We start from the raw sequence: 14,093 nt of genomic DNA, 5'->3' as shown, positions 1-14,093 counted from the left end.
CAATAAAAAGTGGAGATATTATAAAATAATAGAAAGTAAATGAATATAAATAGCAAAAAAAAAAAAAAAAAAAAAAAAAAATAAAAAAAAAAAAAAAAAAAAAAAAAAAAAAAAAAAAAAAAAAAAAAAAAAAAAAAAAAAAAAAAAAAAAAAAAAAAAAAAAAAAAAAAAAAATAAGAGTTGCCAATTTATTTGGATAAAAATACAATTAAAAGTGAACAATTAATAAGTATATACAAGCGTATCAAACATAGCATAGTAAACAATGCATTATTAAGGTTAGATATCGAAAAAGAAAATTATTTTTTAGTAAAGAGATTAAAACTGATAGGCCTTTGCTTTTCAAGTTTTACAACGTTGCGATATAAGTGGTATACGTGTTAATATTTTACGCTACGGATGATGATAGATATCTCTGGATGATCAAATTTGTAAATTACAGGTTTTTCCAAAAGAGCAATTATATGCTGTTGAAGAAGGATTTTATTTTGTAAATCTGTTCTTTTTTATTATGTCACAAACTGATAGTGGTTTCTTTTTCTATATTCTTCCTGATTTTTCTTTCTTTTTGACCTAAAAATATATACACTATCCAAAATGAAGCAAGTCATAATTGACTATACTTTGAGGAGGGATATGACGTGAAGGAAAATTTTAAAAGAAAGTCAGGAATATCGGAAGGAAACTTGTGGGAAAGGGATATCAGGGAGCTAGAAGCTTTGAGACGACAGGCTTTGCTAAGAGTTCTTGCTACGACAAACCTGGCTTATATGGCTCCTTACTTATCCCTGGCGCGAACAATGGACGTAAAGATGAGTGCAGGGTCCAAAGTGACAATACAAATTCAGGCAGGAGACACTTTACCACAAGAGGGTTACATTGTTGTTTACTTGCGCACTTCTACGAGTATAGATGCTTTGACGCACAAGAAGAACATCGAAAATGTATTGTACACTTTCCGTAACCTCTCCAGTCAGGCTTTTGAGCCTTTTGTAAATATAAGTAGAACTGGTGAATATCAAGAGGTGTTCGCCTACTCCAATGATGAGGAGTTTTTGGTTGAGAAGATAGATGGTGATGACAAGATTGTGTTACAAGAAATGAAGAAAATGGCTGTTGAAAAGAGAATGCATTCACTGGTACGGTTTATTGATCTAATAGAGCGGGCGGTGGATAGGGCAAGTGATAAGCGAGAGTAAAAGGTGGTTTCTGCTCGATCCGCTTATCTTTAAGCAACTCAGCATGGGAAGATCTACCTTGCCTTGTGTGACAATTATCCCCCCATTAGGAGAGCGATTTTCGGCAGAGGATGCTTTTCTCTAAAATCTGCGAGGTAAAGGGGGTGAGCTATCGTGAGGGAATTTGAACTTAACCGGCCAGTTGATCCTGTAGTTATGGTATCATCTGGTGACGGGGTAGAACCTGAAGCAGTATTTTCTCTTGCAACTTGGGTCATAATAGCACTTGGCGTATACATGTATGTTGGAGTTGTTAATGCTGTTGGTGTGTCTTTAATAGCTGCTGGTCATTTAATAGTAAAAATTGTGTAGCCCTAAAAATTGATCTCGTTATTAGCGGACAAAAATAAAATATTAGCTCAAGTACGAGTTTAAGAAGCAATAAAATTTTCATAAATTACATTACTAATTGAATGACAAAGAGGGAAGAAGACGTCTGATATATCAATTTGGCAAAAAGAAATTAAGGGCGTTTAAAATACTCTTCAATTCCTCTCCTAATGGGGTGGAGAAATCATCGGTGAAAGGAGGTAGCAAATTAATGAGCGTGACCGGAGTTTTTAAAGTAGCTCCATACGATGCCTTTGTGAAAACTATGACGTATATAGTAAGTCCTATTCTCACGATATTTGCTATAGTTGTTGCAGTTGCTTCAAAGGTCTGGATTTTTCCTTTAATGGTTTTTTTGTTCCATATTTATCCTTATTTCTTTTCCTCGGTGCGCGAATATGTAATCAAGGCAGACCGGTTAGTTATCAATAGGCCGGTGGGATCATTTTCTTTGCCTTATAGCCAGATTATTGCGGCGAAAGTTGTAAATAGCGTAAACATAGGCTATAAAGTTTTTGCAAATGCGGGGCTATTTGGTTATTATGGATTGTTTTATAGTAAGGATGATAACGACAGGGTAAGGATTTATGCAACGAATCTTAAACAATTGGTTCAAATTAAGACTGGAGATGGCAAAAAAATTTATATATCTCCAGCCGAACCAGAAAAGTTCGTCGAAGCATTAAAGCAATATTTAAACCAGCACTTTCAGGGAGGGGAAAATCCATGATTCCACAAGTTCTAGCTTTCATAATAACGTATAGGAGCAACTTCTTGTGCGATCACTGCTCCGTTTCTGCTGGGCCGGGGCGTCGGGAAGTGATAGCAAAAGATGTTATGCGGCTGGCAATAGAGCAAGCTTACATTCTGCCGTCCATCCGGGTGATATCTTTTACGGGTGGTGAACCGTCTCTTTATCAGGACTTGCTACAAGACGGGATTAAGCTGGCTCATGAGAAAGGCTTTATTACTCGTCTGGTTACTAACGCCTGGTGGGCTCAAACCCCAGAGAGTGCATACCGCTTTCTACAAGACTTTCGGATGGTAGGGCTAAACGAGCTTAATATAAGTTATGATGACTTTCATGCCGCATATCTGGAAGCGTTTGGGGGCGAACAAAATGTGCTTAATGCTGTGCGAGCAGCAACCGATCTGGGTATGAGTGTATTGGTAGGGTCAACATTATATCCTGGCGCTAAAATATCGTCTGGTTATTTGCGCAGGGTTTTTAAAGATGCAGGTATCCAGCAAGAGATCAAATTCCTGGAGGATTTTGTATTTCCCCTGGGGCGGGCTCGGCAGAAACTGCCAGCACACTTTTTTCCCTCCGATGTAGAAAAACGACAGCGAGGTGGCTGTAATGACGCGGGACAAACATTAGTGATCTTGCCGGATGGGGAAGTGTTGTTTTGCTGTGGACATATTGTAAATAGCAAGGCTCAGGAAATCATGACTATAGGCAGCCTGGCTTCCGGGACGTCTCTGGTCGAAATTGTCGAGCGAATGCAGAAGAACGTGTTTTACTGGTGGCTGAATCTTGAAGGACCGGAAGCAGTGCTAACCGAACTGGGAGTAGAAAAGAAATTCTATCGGAGGTGCGAAGCTTGCTTTTACTTGGGCACGGCCTGCCGGGAGAAGTTGAGAGCTTTAGCTAAAAGAAAAGAGGAAATTTTTGCACAATTGGAGGTGAAAAAATGGCCTATAAACTTAGTTTCTGGGAAATAATCAAAGCTTATTTTGTGCCGTTACATCCCCTTTTTCTTTCAATTATGTTAATTCCTGTTGCTGTATTACTGCTGTACGCGTTAACAAAAGTGATAAAAAAAGCGTCGTTTGGGGAGATATTGAGCATTATTGCAGTGGTCGGAATTGTATTAATAGCTATGCTGGCCATAAGTTTACCTTATACTGGTTCTGGGTGGCGGTTGGAAGATGAGACGCTGCTGATAAAAGCTACCTGGGGAGCGCCAGAGGTTTTAGAGCTGAAAAAGACACGGATTGCTCTGGTGGATAGCGCCGGACCGTGGCAGGCAACGCGGCGAGAGAACGGGATTGGTCTTCCTGGTTTTTCTGCCGGCTGGTTTAGATTTAAAAACGGCAAAAAAGCGCTATATTTCCGGCATGGCGAGTCGCCCTATAGGGTGGTGTTGGAATCTGATGGTCGTTACTATGTGCTCTTACACCCTGGTGTAAAAGAGCTCTATTGGGAACTTATAGCACGGGGAGCGCAGCCGGCAGAACTTTGATTTTAAGTGGCGAGCTACAATTAATTTTGGGGGATTTGAACTTATGTGGAAGGATCTAGTCACTTTGTGGAAGCTGGCGAGAACCTACCTAAAGGGCAAGGGAAGCGCGATTTTTTAGGTTTCTTTACCAGTTTCATATTTTCGCTAACTGGTATTACTACCCCTTATATAACCAGGTTTTTAATTGATGTTGTTTTTCACGCCAATCGCCCGGACTTGCTTTTACCGCTGCTGATTATCTGTGGGATCATCCTCATTATCCTGTTTTTTACGGGGCTTATTTCAGACTACTTTTTGGTTAACGCTTTCGAGCGAGCTAAGTTGTTAATGAGGTACGACCTTTTTAGGCGATTGCAAAAAGCATCAACAGATTTCTTGTCAATGCAGCGAAGCGGGGAGCTGAATTATCGCATCTTTGGGGAAACGGGGACTATACAGGGGTTTTTTAATCAGTTGCTTATCGCGTTACCCATTGACTTACTCTTTATTGTTATCATTTCCGCTATTATGATTAGTTGGAATTTGCGCATGGCGCTTTTTGTCTTTGCTGTATTGTGTTTGCAAGTGCTTGTAATTATAGGGTTTCAAAAACCCTTGTTGACCTACGCTCTACTTCAGAAAAGTAAGTCGCAATTTTTGTCCGGTTTCGTGGTTGAGAGGTTTAGGAACATTCAGCTTATCAGGACATTAAATACCGAGGTGGTAGAGGCATATAGGTTCAGGTCAGGTCTGGAAGAACTGATGCGCATCAACGTCAAAGCGTTTATGCTCAGGAAGTTTTCGGAGTTATCCACTCAGCTGGTCAACAACATCTGGTCTTTCGGGATTTTATGGTACGGGGGAAAGTTGGTATTGGCAGGGCAAATCACTTTGGGGACGCTTATGGCATTTTTACTCACCGCAGGGATGCTTTATCCTCGTATAGCCTCTGTTGTTCATGCTGTACTTTCTTTCCAGGACGTGCGTGCCAGTCTGTCACGGTTTTTAGAGTACTATCAAGTGATGCCGACGGTACACGAGCTTCCGGATGCGATCGAACTATCAGTGAAAGAAGGCAGGGTGGTTTTTGAGAACGTTTGGTTCGGATACACATCTAAGGAACCAGTTTTAAAGGGGTTATGTGTTGCCTTCGAGCCGCGAAAAATCACCGCCGTGGTTGGAGAAAGTGGAGTCGGTAAGAGCACGCTGGCACGATTACTGGTAAGGCTTTATGATCCCTGGAAAGGGAGGATTCTGATCGACGGTATCGACATAAGACAGGTCACGTTAGACTCCTTGCGTGCTGGTGTTAGGTACGTTGTTCAAGGGGAGTTCCTTTTTAGCGGTACTATCTGGGACAACATTTGTTATGGGGTGGATTCCTGCAGTGAGGAGGAGGTTATTGATGCTGCCGAGAGGGCCAAAGCGTACGATTTTATCATGCAACTGCCTCAGGGGTTCTACACTCGGATCGGAGAGGGTGGACTCCAATTATCTAGTGGCGAAGCCCAGCGTATTGCACTTGCCAGGCTGTTTTTGGCCAATCCTAAGATAGTTGTCTTGGATGAACCCACCTCCTTCTTAGATCCGGAAACGGAAAGTGCCATACATCAAGCGATCATGGATCTTAAGAAAACTGTCACCGTTATCGTGATTGCGCACCGCCCGTCCACTGTCAAGATAGCCGATCAGGTACTTGTGCTAAGTAGAGGTATGGTTGTCGAACAGGGAACGCATGGCGAGTTGCTTCGCAAGAGAGGGATGTACGCAACCATTTATACCGAGCTGTGCCGTCAGGAAACTCGTTTACCAGAAAAGATCTAAGGATGGGCTCCAGGGGAATGTTGTTAAGTCCTTTCTCCCCCGAATGAATTTGGGGACATCCTTTAAATGGATGCGCGCAGGGGTTTCCCCATACGCTTCGGTTTGGCGGCACTGTGCCATCCCAGCAGGAACTGTTAAGCTTCAGCAAGTATTTCCAAGCTGGTATGCACTTTGCCACAAGCTCCACAATAACTATTGCTGTGATTACGGCGGTATATCCGCCGTGATATTTCAACAACCTTTTTGGGTTAATGGTACTATCAATTCAGCATGGAGAAACGATAAATTTGTGTTTAAAAGAGTATTATTTATCTTTAAGGTGCCACCCGCTCTAAGGAGGTATTAAAAAAATATCCCTAAAAACCAGTTATATCAGTAACTAAAGCTGATTTTGTATAAAAAATTTTGACACTACGATATCGAGGGTGAATATCTATTCTCAACTGCCAACCAGGAACAATTTATTAAATTTTGTGAGGAGCTTAAAACCCGTTTGTCAAAATTACTTCCAGAACCGTTTGAAATGATTTAAGCGTACTTGATGATGCAGAGAATATAGGTGTTTAGGGGAAAAGTGTGATGTGGAAAGGCGAAGATGGTAGTTATTTAAGGGTAAACTTATTCACAACCGCACAGCAGGGCGATAAAATGCGGTATACAGTACAGATTAAAAGTGAGTCTCCTGCTCCTGAACGGAAAGGATTGCAGTAATCAGGTGGGAATAAATTTCCGTGCAAGCCCATGCCTATTAGTAGCCAAATATACACCGCAGCAAATGATTCTCGATGGGAGTGGAAACGCAGTATAATCGATATTGCAAGTTTCAGTTGGCGTCGGAAATCAAACATGAACTGGGATCGGATGCTGATGATGCTTAATAATGAAATTTAATATTATTGCCTTGGTTTACATGGGGTTTGAAGCGACTTATAAGCCGCTTTTTTTATGTGCGCCCGGCATAAGCGATAATTTTATGCCAACAAACAGATGTGCTATTTCAGGCTTGCAAAAAATAGAAATATAAATTATTGCTGTGAATTTCCAATGTTGATTTTATCAAACAAGCCTATATGCACTAAAATATCTAAAATGCTATCACTAAGTTCTTTATTAGAGCTTGAACTTAATCCATTGAATATTCCCAACAAAATTGAAACTGATGTAATAATTACTGGAATCGCACTAATATAATTATTTCTTCCAATGTATTTTCTTAATTGCATCTCTCTTTCAACCTCTTCAATAGACCAAAAAGCGGCGCGAGTAAGCCACGCCGCTAATTCTGCTAAAGAAAACAATTATATTCCCCCTTCCGGATGATTATCATTAGGAAGATCTCCCAAAAATATAATAATTTATATTTTTGTTTTGTACAAGCTTAAAATATTTTTGTATTTTACTCCCCCAAACTCAATACGCATACAGATTGCCATAAGGGCGATGGTTGTACGGATATATCTTCACAAATTGGCTGTCCATTATTGAGCGGTAGTCAAATCCGAAATAGTCAGAGAACTTCTTTACATATAAACCTATAATCTCCATGTCGCCATCCTCGGCCTGCGTCTGTTTTACCTCTTTTCCCAGTTTGTAGCTATCGATGGGGATGCGCGAATATATGACGCCGCCATGCATTCCGGTGCCACAGTAGTTTCCAACTATCTTTTGTGTGTCATCCACATTTAAGCCCAGCAGGATTATTATACCTCCTGCCATGTGTTCTCCAAGGAAAGCCCCTGCTTTTCCACCGATTACGATGACAGGTTTTTTGTCCAAATATTCTTTCATGTGTATGCCTACCCGGTACCCCACATCGCCCTTTATATAGACCTCGCCACCCCTCATTGCATATCCTAGAATGTCGCCCGTATTTCCGTGTATGACCACCTTGCCGTCGTTCATGGTATTGGCTACGCCGTCCTGGGCATTTCCGTGTACGACAATTGTTGCGCCGTCCATATAAGCCGCCATATCGTTGCCCGGGGTCCCTTCTATTATGATTTTTGAGTTTCCCTGTATCCCGTCGCCTATATATCGCTGGCCTTGTACGTTCTTGACGAGTATTTCAGCAGCATTGCCTTTTATAAGCTGTTTAATCATGGCATTCAGGTCTTTATAGTGCATGCCGCTGGCATCTATCACTTTCATACGAATCATCCTTCCTCAATTGATTGTTGATGTTAGTGTAAAAGCCGATGTTGCTGCTAAACGAATTTGCTTGAATGCGCACTGAAAAAGAAAGTCGAGAAGTTGTTGTGTTATGCAGGCATCCAGCAAATTGAATTTTCTATGGAAAATCATCGGTTAATGACCGCTAGAATAATCGATTGAAAATAGCATAAACAATCATCCTTCCAGTATTAATTGGCTCCTGAGCGCTTTGGGTAAGTATATAAAGCCGAAGTCATCTCTCCCAAGCTGGTGTTCAAATGAGGATATATCTATCTTTCTCCTGATTAAATCGGTATATATACCGGCTCTGTCGATGTCATTTATTAAAAGATAGCCGACCAGATTATTTCCTCTGATATAAAACTTCTTATAGGTGTTCTTTTCCTGGTTGTATATGGTTTTTACGGTTATTCCTTCACCGGGGGTTGACACGCCGGCACTCACAATTGAAAGGTCCAGCAGGGGCATTGAATTCATTATAAACCCCTTATCAAATATTTTTTGTGCTCCGGCCATGTTCTGCCCTGCCGTCTCTCCCTGTTTATAAGCGTTGGGGATTATTGGGATTTCGGCATTTCTTTCCTCTATGAAGTTATATCCCTCGGCCACATCGCCTGCGGCATAGACGTCAGGGATATTTGTCCTCATCATGGTGTCCACTATGATTCCTCTGTTTATCTTAAGCTTTGTGCCTTTGACAAGGTCGGTGTTGCATCTTACACCCGCTGCCAAAACAATAAAATCGCAGGGGACTTCCCTTCCGTCTTTGAGAAGCACGCCGATGGCGGCCTGATGGCCGAGGATTTTTTCCACACTGGTTTTGAGCAACACTTTGGCTTCGTACTTTTCGAGCATTTTCAGTGCCATTGAAGAGGCTGTTTCGTCAAATACCCGTGGCATGATCCTGTCCATGATGTCTATCACCGTAACATTTACGCCATAAGGTCATGTCTGTATTTGGAATGGGCGGCTATACAGTGAATCTCGCATAGCCTGCATCCTATACACACATCTTCCTTTGCGTATATCTTCTTTGGAGCTGTGATATTGGATTTATCCATTCTATAACACTCCTCGCTTTACCAGGATATTTATAAAATATATATTGTGCGGTGATGATTAATTTTTCTGCTAAAAAGGCGATTGGTTTGTAATAACCTACTAAAGGATATGCTTTGAGGCACCGCACGCGAAAATTTTAAAGTCTAGAGACGGTAATTTTGGTTATGTTTTATTTATTGCGATGAATGGCAATGGTTAACTAGATTTTATATTGAAAGCCTCTATGACTCATTCTCCGGCTGCTTTTATGCCCAGTATGTCAAGCTCTCTAGAGGTTAGCCCTATTCCCCGCAGCATGAACCTATTGCCGCGCAGGCTTTCGATGGCGTTGATCCCCATGCCGCCCAGCATCTCCTTCATCTCGTGAGCCCAGGCTTTGATGAGGTTGACAAGCCTTCTGGCGGCAATTTCAGGGTTGAGCCTTTTTACCAGGTTGGGGTCCTGAGTGGCTATACCCCAGTTACACTTGCCGGTGTAGCATTTTTGGCACATGTGGCATCCCATGGCAATTAAGGCTGCCTGTCCAATATAGACGGCATCGGCCCCCAGGGCTATCGCTTTTATAACATCTGCGCTGTTTCTTATGCCTCCCGCACAAACCAGCGATACCTGATTTCTTATGCCTTCCTGCCTTAACCTGGTGTCTACGGCGGCTAATGCAAACTCGATGGGTATTCCAACGTTGTCCCGTATCCTCAAGGGAGCAGCGCCTGTGCCGCCTCTAAACCCGTCGATAACTATGATATCGGCCCCGGCCCTTGCTATGCCCGAGCATATGGCTGCGACGTTGTGGACCGCTGCGATTTTAACCGCCACCGGTTTCCGATAATCAGTGGCTTCTTTTAGGGAGAATATGAGCTGGTGCAGGTCCTCTATTGAATATATATCGTGGTGGGGAGCAGGGGATATGGCATCGGAACCTAAAGGGATCATCCTGGTTTGGGATATCTGAGCGGTCACCTTTTCACCCGGGAGATGTCCCCCTATGCCGGGCTTTGCGCCCTGGCCGATTTTTATCTCAATGGCTGCTCCGGCGTTTAGATACTCTGGGTCAACGCCAAACCTACCCGATGCCACCTGTACTATGGTGTTTTTGCCGTATTTGCGCAAATTCTTATGAAGTCCGCCTTCGCCTGTGTTGTACATGATGCCCAGCTCAGATGCTGCCATTGCCAGGGCTTGACAGGCGTTAAAGCTTATCGAGCCGAACGACATGGCTGAGAACATGATGGGAACTTCAAGTTCCAGCTGAGGTGGTAGTTTTTCCTTGAGCTTTCCGTTTTCAACCTTAAGCATTTCGGGCTTTCGCCCCAGGAAGGTTTTGAGCTCCATGGGCTCGCGCAGCGGGTCTATTGATGGATTGGTTACCTGGCTGGCGTTTATGAGCATCCTGTCCCAGTATATGGGGTAGGGTTTGTCGTTGCCCATGCCGGTAAGCAGTATGCCGCCAGTTTCTGCCTGTTTATATATTTCCCTTATAGCAGTTGCCGTCCAGCTGGCGTTTTCTTTAAACTCAAGGGGATTTTTCCTTATAGTAATTGCCCTGGTGGGGCACAGGGTTACGCATCTGTGGCAGTTGACGCACTTGGAATCGTCTGCTAAAACCCTGTCTTCTTCTTGGTCATATATGTGTGCGAGGTTTGCGCACTGCCTTACGCATACCTGACACCTTATGCAGCGCGCGTCGTTTCTCTCTATTATGAATTCCGGTGTAAGAAGGCTTATGGCCATATATCTTCAACTCCTTCCAGTAGAGCAATTACTGGCTCCCCGCCCATGGGGGCCCATACCCTGTCGGGTTGTGGACATACTGCTCTGGTGGCCGATTCCTCGCTGGCGACAAACACGAAATCGCCTTTGGTTGCCGCCACCATCGGGCGAAGCTTTATCCTGTCGTTTAAAGCCAATATACCGTTTTTGCAGGCCAGTATTATGGAAAATGGTCCGTTGATCAGGGCACTGCCGTACACTGCCCGTATCGCTTTCACAAGTTCCTGTCTCTCGTCATCCATCCTCTGTATTTCATCCCATAGCGGTGCGGCCAGTGCGGTTACAACAATATCAAGGGGGAGTCCGTGCCTGCGTATCAAAAGGTCGAATATATAGGTGATGACCTCGGTGTCGGTCTGAAGTGTGCATTTGTAACCAAACATTTCGATCCACCGTCTGTTTGCGTCGTAGGATGAGATCTCCCCGTTGTGGACCACTGACCAGTCAAGCAGGGTAAAGGGATGGGCACCACCCCACCATCCAGGAGTGTTGGTGGGGAATCTCCCGTGTGCCGTCCAAATGTATGCCTTGTATGTGTCCAGCATATAAAATTCGCCTATGTCTTCGGGATACCCCACCCCTTTGAAAACTCCCATGTTTTTACCACTAGATACCACAAAAGCGCCGTCAATGTTTGAGTTAATCCTCATGACACATCTTACTACGAATTCCTCTTCGGCCAAGCCCCATTCCATAAGCTTATCTTCTCTGGGCAGGACAAAGTATCTCCAGATTATGGGAACATCTTTTATGGAGGGGACTTTTCTGGTGGGGATTTCTCCCGACAATTTTATGTCAAAATGTTTCTTTGAAAATGTCTCGGTATCTTCTTTTGCGCCGCTGTGGTGATAGAACACGTGAAACGCGTATAAGTCCTTGTATTCGGGGTATATCCCGTATGCGGCAAAGCCTCCTCCCAGTCCGTTTGAGCGTTCATGCATCAGAGCGATGGACTTTACTATGTCATCCCCTGAAAACAGAAGGCCTTTTTTATTCATAATGCCCGATATAGCGCATCCTGCCGGAATCCTTATATTACCTTCACGAAGTAGCATTTTAAATCACCCTGCTTCCTTAAGGATATTTCTGGTTTTGTATAAAACAAGGTAACTTTTAACAATAAACGTTATAACAAAATGAAATATACAAAACTTTAACTTGCAAAAATTTACACAAATTACTTAACCGTATACAATTTAGGACAAATTCGTTTAATTGATATAACTAGAATTTATCGTATGCAACATTATATTTAAGTTTTTTACGCAAGTAAAATCAATAATGCTTATATTTGATATAAAATAAAATTATGCAATAAATGAATTTTAAAATTGCATTAAAACTGCCAACATTGTAAAATTAGATTAAAATTGGTGCAAAGTTATATCGGCGCAAAGCTATATTTGATAGCTTAAAATTGATTCTGCTGCAAAAACTCCATTTGCGGAATGTTTGCTTGATAGAGCAACGCTTCGACTTGCAATTTTTCACACGCAGCAATTGAACGTCCTGTTCAAGTGCCGCTAAAAATAACGTCCTGTCATTTTTGCTTCAAAATTGCTTCGTCTTCAGCTAAAGGGAAACTCGTTGGTCTAGTGACAGCTACAGTTTTCGTTGAAGAAACATATGAGATAGGAGATGGCAAAATCATTATTACAAACAGCAGGCTCCTTCCAAAAGACGAGGTAGAAGCTATCGGCATTGAGAATTTCGAGTCATTAGAGATGCAAATGGAATCACCGATCACAACCCAAGCTACTGCTGTTAATAAAAGGGGCACTTTGACGATTACATTCTCTTGCTATGATAATTCGTCTGGTAACTCTACCCGCTATGAGCTCTATGGTAAGGCAAATTGGTCTGGCTTAAACTGGTGGTACAATGCTGTGGAGAATCCTGCTGTTGGTGAAGATTTCTTCGGCTTTGCATGGGGAGGTGGCTTTACTTCTACGATTTTATATGCTACTGGTACTTGGATTCACGGCCCGTCCGCGACTATATACCTTGCTGATGTTGTACCTAATGCAGCTGTCGTGTGGGAATTTGACGAGTTCTTGCATGAGGTTGGCAAAGTTATGCTTTGGGTAGAAGAAGTAAATATCAGAGCTACCCTCTCTAAGAATCGTAAGACTGGTGGTGGCAACACGACACAGGCTATTCTTAAATATATTCATACGTATCAAGAACCTACCGGCGGTATTGAAATCTCGGCTGCTCCTGGCAATGTAGGTGCTGGCTTCGTACTCCAAAATACTCTTAAACAATGGAGCATCATATGTATCATGAACGGCCTCTACTACTAAAACGTTATGATATATGATATAATAAATTTGCCAATTGTTTAGCAAGCCACCGTAATAATTACGGTGGCTTGCTACCTACAGGGAGGTAATAACTTGAAAAAGGGTACATTAATTTTAGTTATCGCAATCGTATGTGTTTTTACTATTGGTATCATTTCTATAGTTAGAAATGATACTCTTTCACCATATGATTTCTTAGTAAAAGAAATGGAAAATGACAATGCACGTACACCAGCTGAAATGCTTTATCAAGTAAATATAGATGAAGGGGAATATCTCATTTTCTATAAAGATCAAAGAGGAATTGTTGCCTGTGCCATCATTAAAAAGAAGCTTTTGTCATATGGTTTATTGAGAATCAGTTCGGGAATATGGCCGACAAACAGTAAAGATCCTGCCGATTTTTTATTCAGCTCATACAAGTACAATAAAGGTAGGGCATGGATATTTTGGGGTATCGTCAGAGATAGCTCTGTCGCCAAAGTACTATTTAATGGTAAGGAGACAAAGATTGTAGAAGCTAAAGGGCTGCGAATTTGTTATACTACAGGTAAAGCAAGCACTTCTCCAACTGAATTGGTTTATCAACTCCTTGATGTGCAAGGTCGACCTATATTCCAGAATACAGATTAGTACTATATGATTCTTTTCTTAACAAACTACATTTACTTTAAAACAAGAGCCATATGTATATACGATTTTACAAGAATTCTGCAGAAAGCCTCATCCTTGTAGGGCGGGGATGAATGCAAGGGTTGAAACTGAGAACCAAGTATGATATAATTAAACCAAATCTTGGAATTAAGAAGGTTGGTTTAGAATGAATACCTACAAATCCACACGACATGCTAAATTCCTAATCAACTACCACTTTGTTTAGATACCAAAGTAAGGTATTCTCCAAGCGAACTTATTAATGTTATAAAGGGCGCTACTGGCAGGAAGATAGGACAAAAGTTTCCCCAGTACAAACAAAGAGATTCTGTCTGGACAAGAGCGTACTTTGTGGCAACTGCAGGTAATGTATCTGCCGAAACCATCAAGAAGTATATAGAGAGCCAATGGAAGAAGGCAGAAAAGGATGGATAAGACATATATTTTGTCAGTTCCAGAAGAATATCAAGGTTTAGCGAGAGAAATTTCAATGGTATCTGGTAAAATCTACTCTA

General features: G+C 42.1%; 15 protein-coding genes and 1 pseudogene. 10 read left to right on the top strand and 6 right to left on the bottom strand.

Annotated features, from left to right (window positions below; genetic code table 11):
• The first annotated feature begins 641 nt into the window (after positions 1-641).
• The 7 genes from BM241_RS10995 to BM241_RS12980 all read left to right on the top strand — a co-directional run bounded on the left by BM241_RS10995 (position 642) and on the right by BM241_RS12980 (position 6,328).
• A complete protein-coding gene (locus BM241_RS10995) occupies positions 642-1,199 on the top strand; it encodes a hypothetical protein (RefSeq protein WP_025747794.1) in 558 nt (185 codons plus the stop codon).
• A gap of 153 nt (positions 1,200-1,352) precedes the next feature.
• A complete protein-coding gene (locus tag BM241_RS10990) occupies positions 1,353-1,550 on the top strand; it encodes a hypothetical protein (RefSeq protein WP_025747793.1) in 198 nt (65 codons plus the stop codon).
• Between the two features lie 229 nt (positions 1,551-1,779).
• Positions 1,780-2,298, top strand: a complete 519-nt coding sequence (locus BM241_RS10985; RefSeq protein ID WP_025747792.1) for a PH domain-containing protein — start codon at positions 1,780-1,782, stop codon at positions 2,296-2,298.
• Positions 2,295-3,293, top strand: coding sequence for a radical SAM protein (locus BM241_RS10980; RefSeq protein ID WP_092282787.1), 999 nt, complete (start codon positions 2,295-2,297; stop codon positions 3,291-3,293). The genes BM241_RS10985 and BM241_RS10980 overlap by 4 nt, the downstream gene beginning before the upstream one ends.
• Positions 3,263-3,814: a hypothetical protein gene (locus BM241_RS10975; protein WP_092282786.1), complete on the top strand. Its 552-nt coding sequence runs from the start codon at positions 3,263-3,265 to the stop codon at positions 3,812-3,814. Before BM241_RS10980 ends, BM241_RS10975 begins: the two co-directional genes overlap by 31 nt.
• A gap of 66 nt (positions 3,815-3,880) precedes the next feature.
• Positions 3,881-5,617, top strand: a complete 1,737-nt coding sequence (locus BM241_RS10970; RefSeq protein ID WP_177206164.1) for an ABC transporter ATP-binding protein — start codon at positions 3,881-3,883, stop codon at positions 5,615-5,617.
• 579 nt (positions 5,618-6,196) lie between these two features.
• Positions 6,197-6,328, top strand: a complete 132-nt coding sequence (locus tag BM241_RS12980) for a hypothetical protein (protein ID WP_278292825.1) — start codon at positions 6,197-6,199, stop codon at positions 6,326-6,328.
• A gap of 314 nt (positions 6,329-6,642) precedes the next feature.
• Here BM241_RS12980 and BM241_RS10965 read toward each other — a convergent pair whose 3' ends face one another.
• The 6 genes from BM241_RS10965 to BM241_RS10945 form a co-directional block, all read right to left on the bottom strand.
• Entirely contained in the window at positions 6,643-6,915 is a 273-nt protein-coding gene (locus BM241_RS10965) for a hypothetical protein (RefSeq protein WP_092282784.1), read from the bottom strand.
• Between the two features lie 112 nt (positions 6,916-7,027).
• Positions 7,028-7,765, bottom strand: a complete 738-nt coding sequence (locus tag BM241_RS10960; protein ID WP_092282783.1) for a GltB/FmdC/FwdC-like GXGXG domain-containing protein — start codon at positions 7,763-7,765, stop codon at positions 7,028-7,030.
• A gap of 198 nt (positions 7,766-7,963) precedes the next feature.
• The gene (locus BM241_RS10955; protein ID WP_051456364.1) at positions 7,964-8,701 is read right to left on the bottom strand and encodes an NAD(P)/FAD-dependent oxidoreductase; all 738 of its coding nucleotides are present in this window, start codon (positions 8,699-8,701) and stop codon (positions 7,964-7,966) included.
• Positions 8,702-8,721: 20 nt separating this feature from the next.
• Positions 8,722-8,850 carry a 4Fe-4S dicluster domain-containing protein gene (locus BM241_RS12975; protein ID WP_278292822.1) on the bottom strand — a complete coding sequence of 43 codons (129 nt, stop codon included), beginning with the start codon at positions 8,848-8,850 and terminating at the stop codon, positions 8,722-8,724.
• A 229-nt stretch (positions 8,851-9,079) separates the two neighbouring features.
• Complete coding sequence (locus tag BM241_RS10950; protein WP_092282782.1) at positions 9,080-10,582, bottom strand: FMN-binding glutamate synthase family protein; 1,503 nt, start codon at positions 10,580-10,582, stop codon at positions 9,080-9,082.
• Positions 10,573-11,676, bottom strand: coding sequence for a class II glutamine amidotransferase (locus tag BM241_RS10945; protein ID WP_092282781.1), 1,104 nt, complete (start codon positions 11,674-11,676; stop codon positions 10,573-10,575). The genes BM241_RS10950 and BM241_RS10945 overlap by 10 nt, the downstream gene beginning before the upstream one ends.
• A gap of 540 nt (positions 11,677-12,216) precedes the next feature.
• On the opposite strand from BM241_RS10945, the gene BM241_RS10940 reads away from it, so the two are divergent.
• The 3 genes and pseudogenes from BM241_RS10940 (at position 12,217) to tnpA (ending at position 14,013) form a co-directional block, all read left to right on the top strand.
• On the top strand, positions 12,217-12,924 hold the full coding sequence (locus tag BM241_RS10940; RefSeq protein WP_092282780.1) for a hypothetical protein: 708 nt from the start codon (positions 12,217-12,219) through the stop codon (positions 12,922-12,924).
• 93 nt (positions 12,925-13,017) lie between these two features.
• Positions 13,018-13,557 carry a hypothetical protein gene (locus tag BM241_RS10935; protein ID WP_092282779.1) on the top strand — a complete coding sequence of 180 codons (540 nt, stop codon included), beginning with the start codon at positions 13,018-13,020 and terminating at the stop codon, positions 13,555-13,557.
• Positions 13,558-13,744: 187 nt separating this feature from the next.
• Positions 13,745-14,013: pseudogene (tnpA, locus tag BM241_RS10930) on the top strand (IS200/IS605 family transposase).
• The last annotated feature ends 80 nt before the right edge of the window (positions 14,014-14,093 follow it).

This window comes from Caldicoprobacter faecalis (assembly GCF_900115765.1).
Taxonomy (GTDB): Bacteria; Bacillota; Clostridia; order Caldicoprobacterales; family Caldicoprobacteraceae; genus Caldicoprobacter; species Caldicoprobacter oshimai.
The sequence above is the reverse complement of the archived record's forward strand: the minus strand, read 5'-3'. Positions and strand labels throughout refer to the sequence as shown.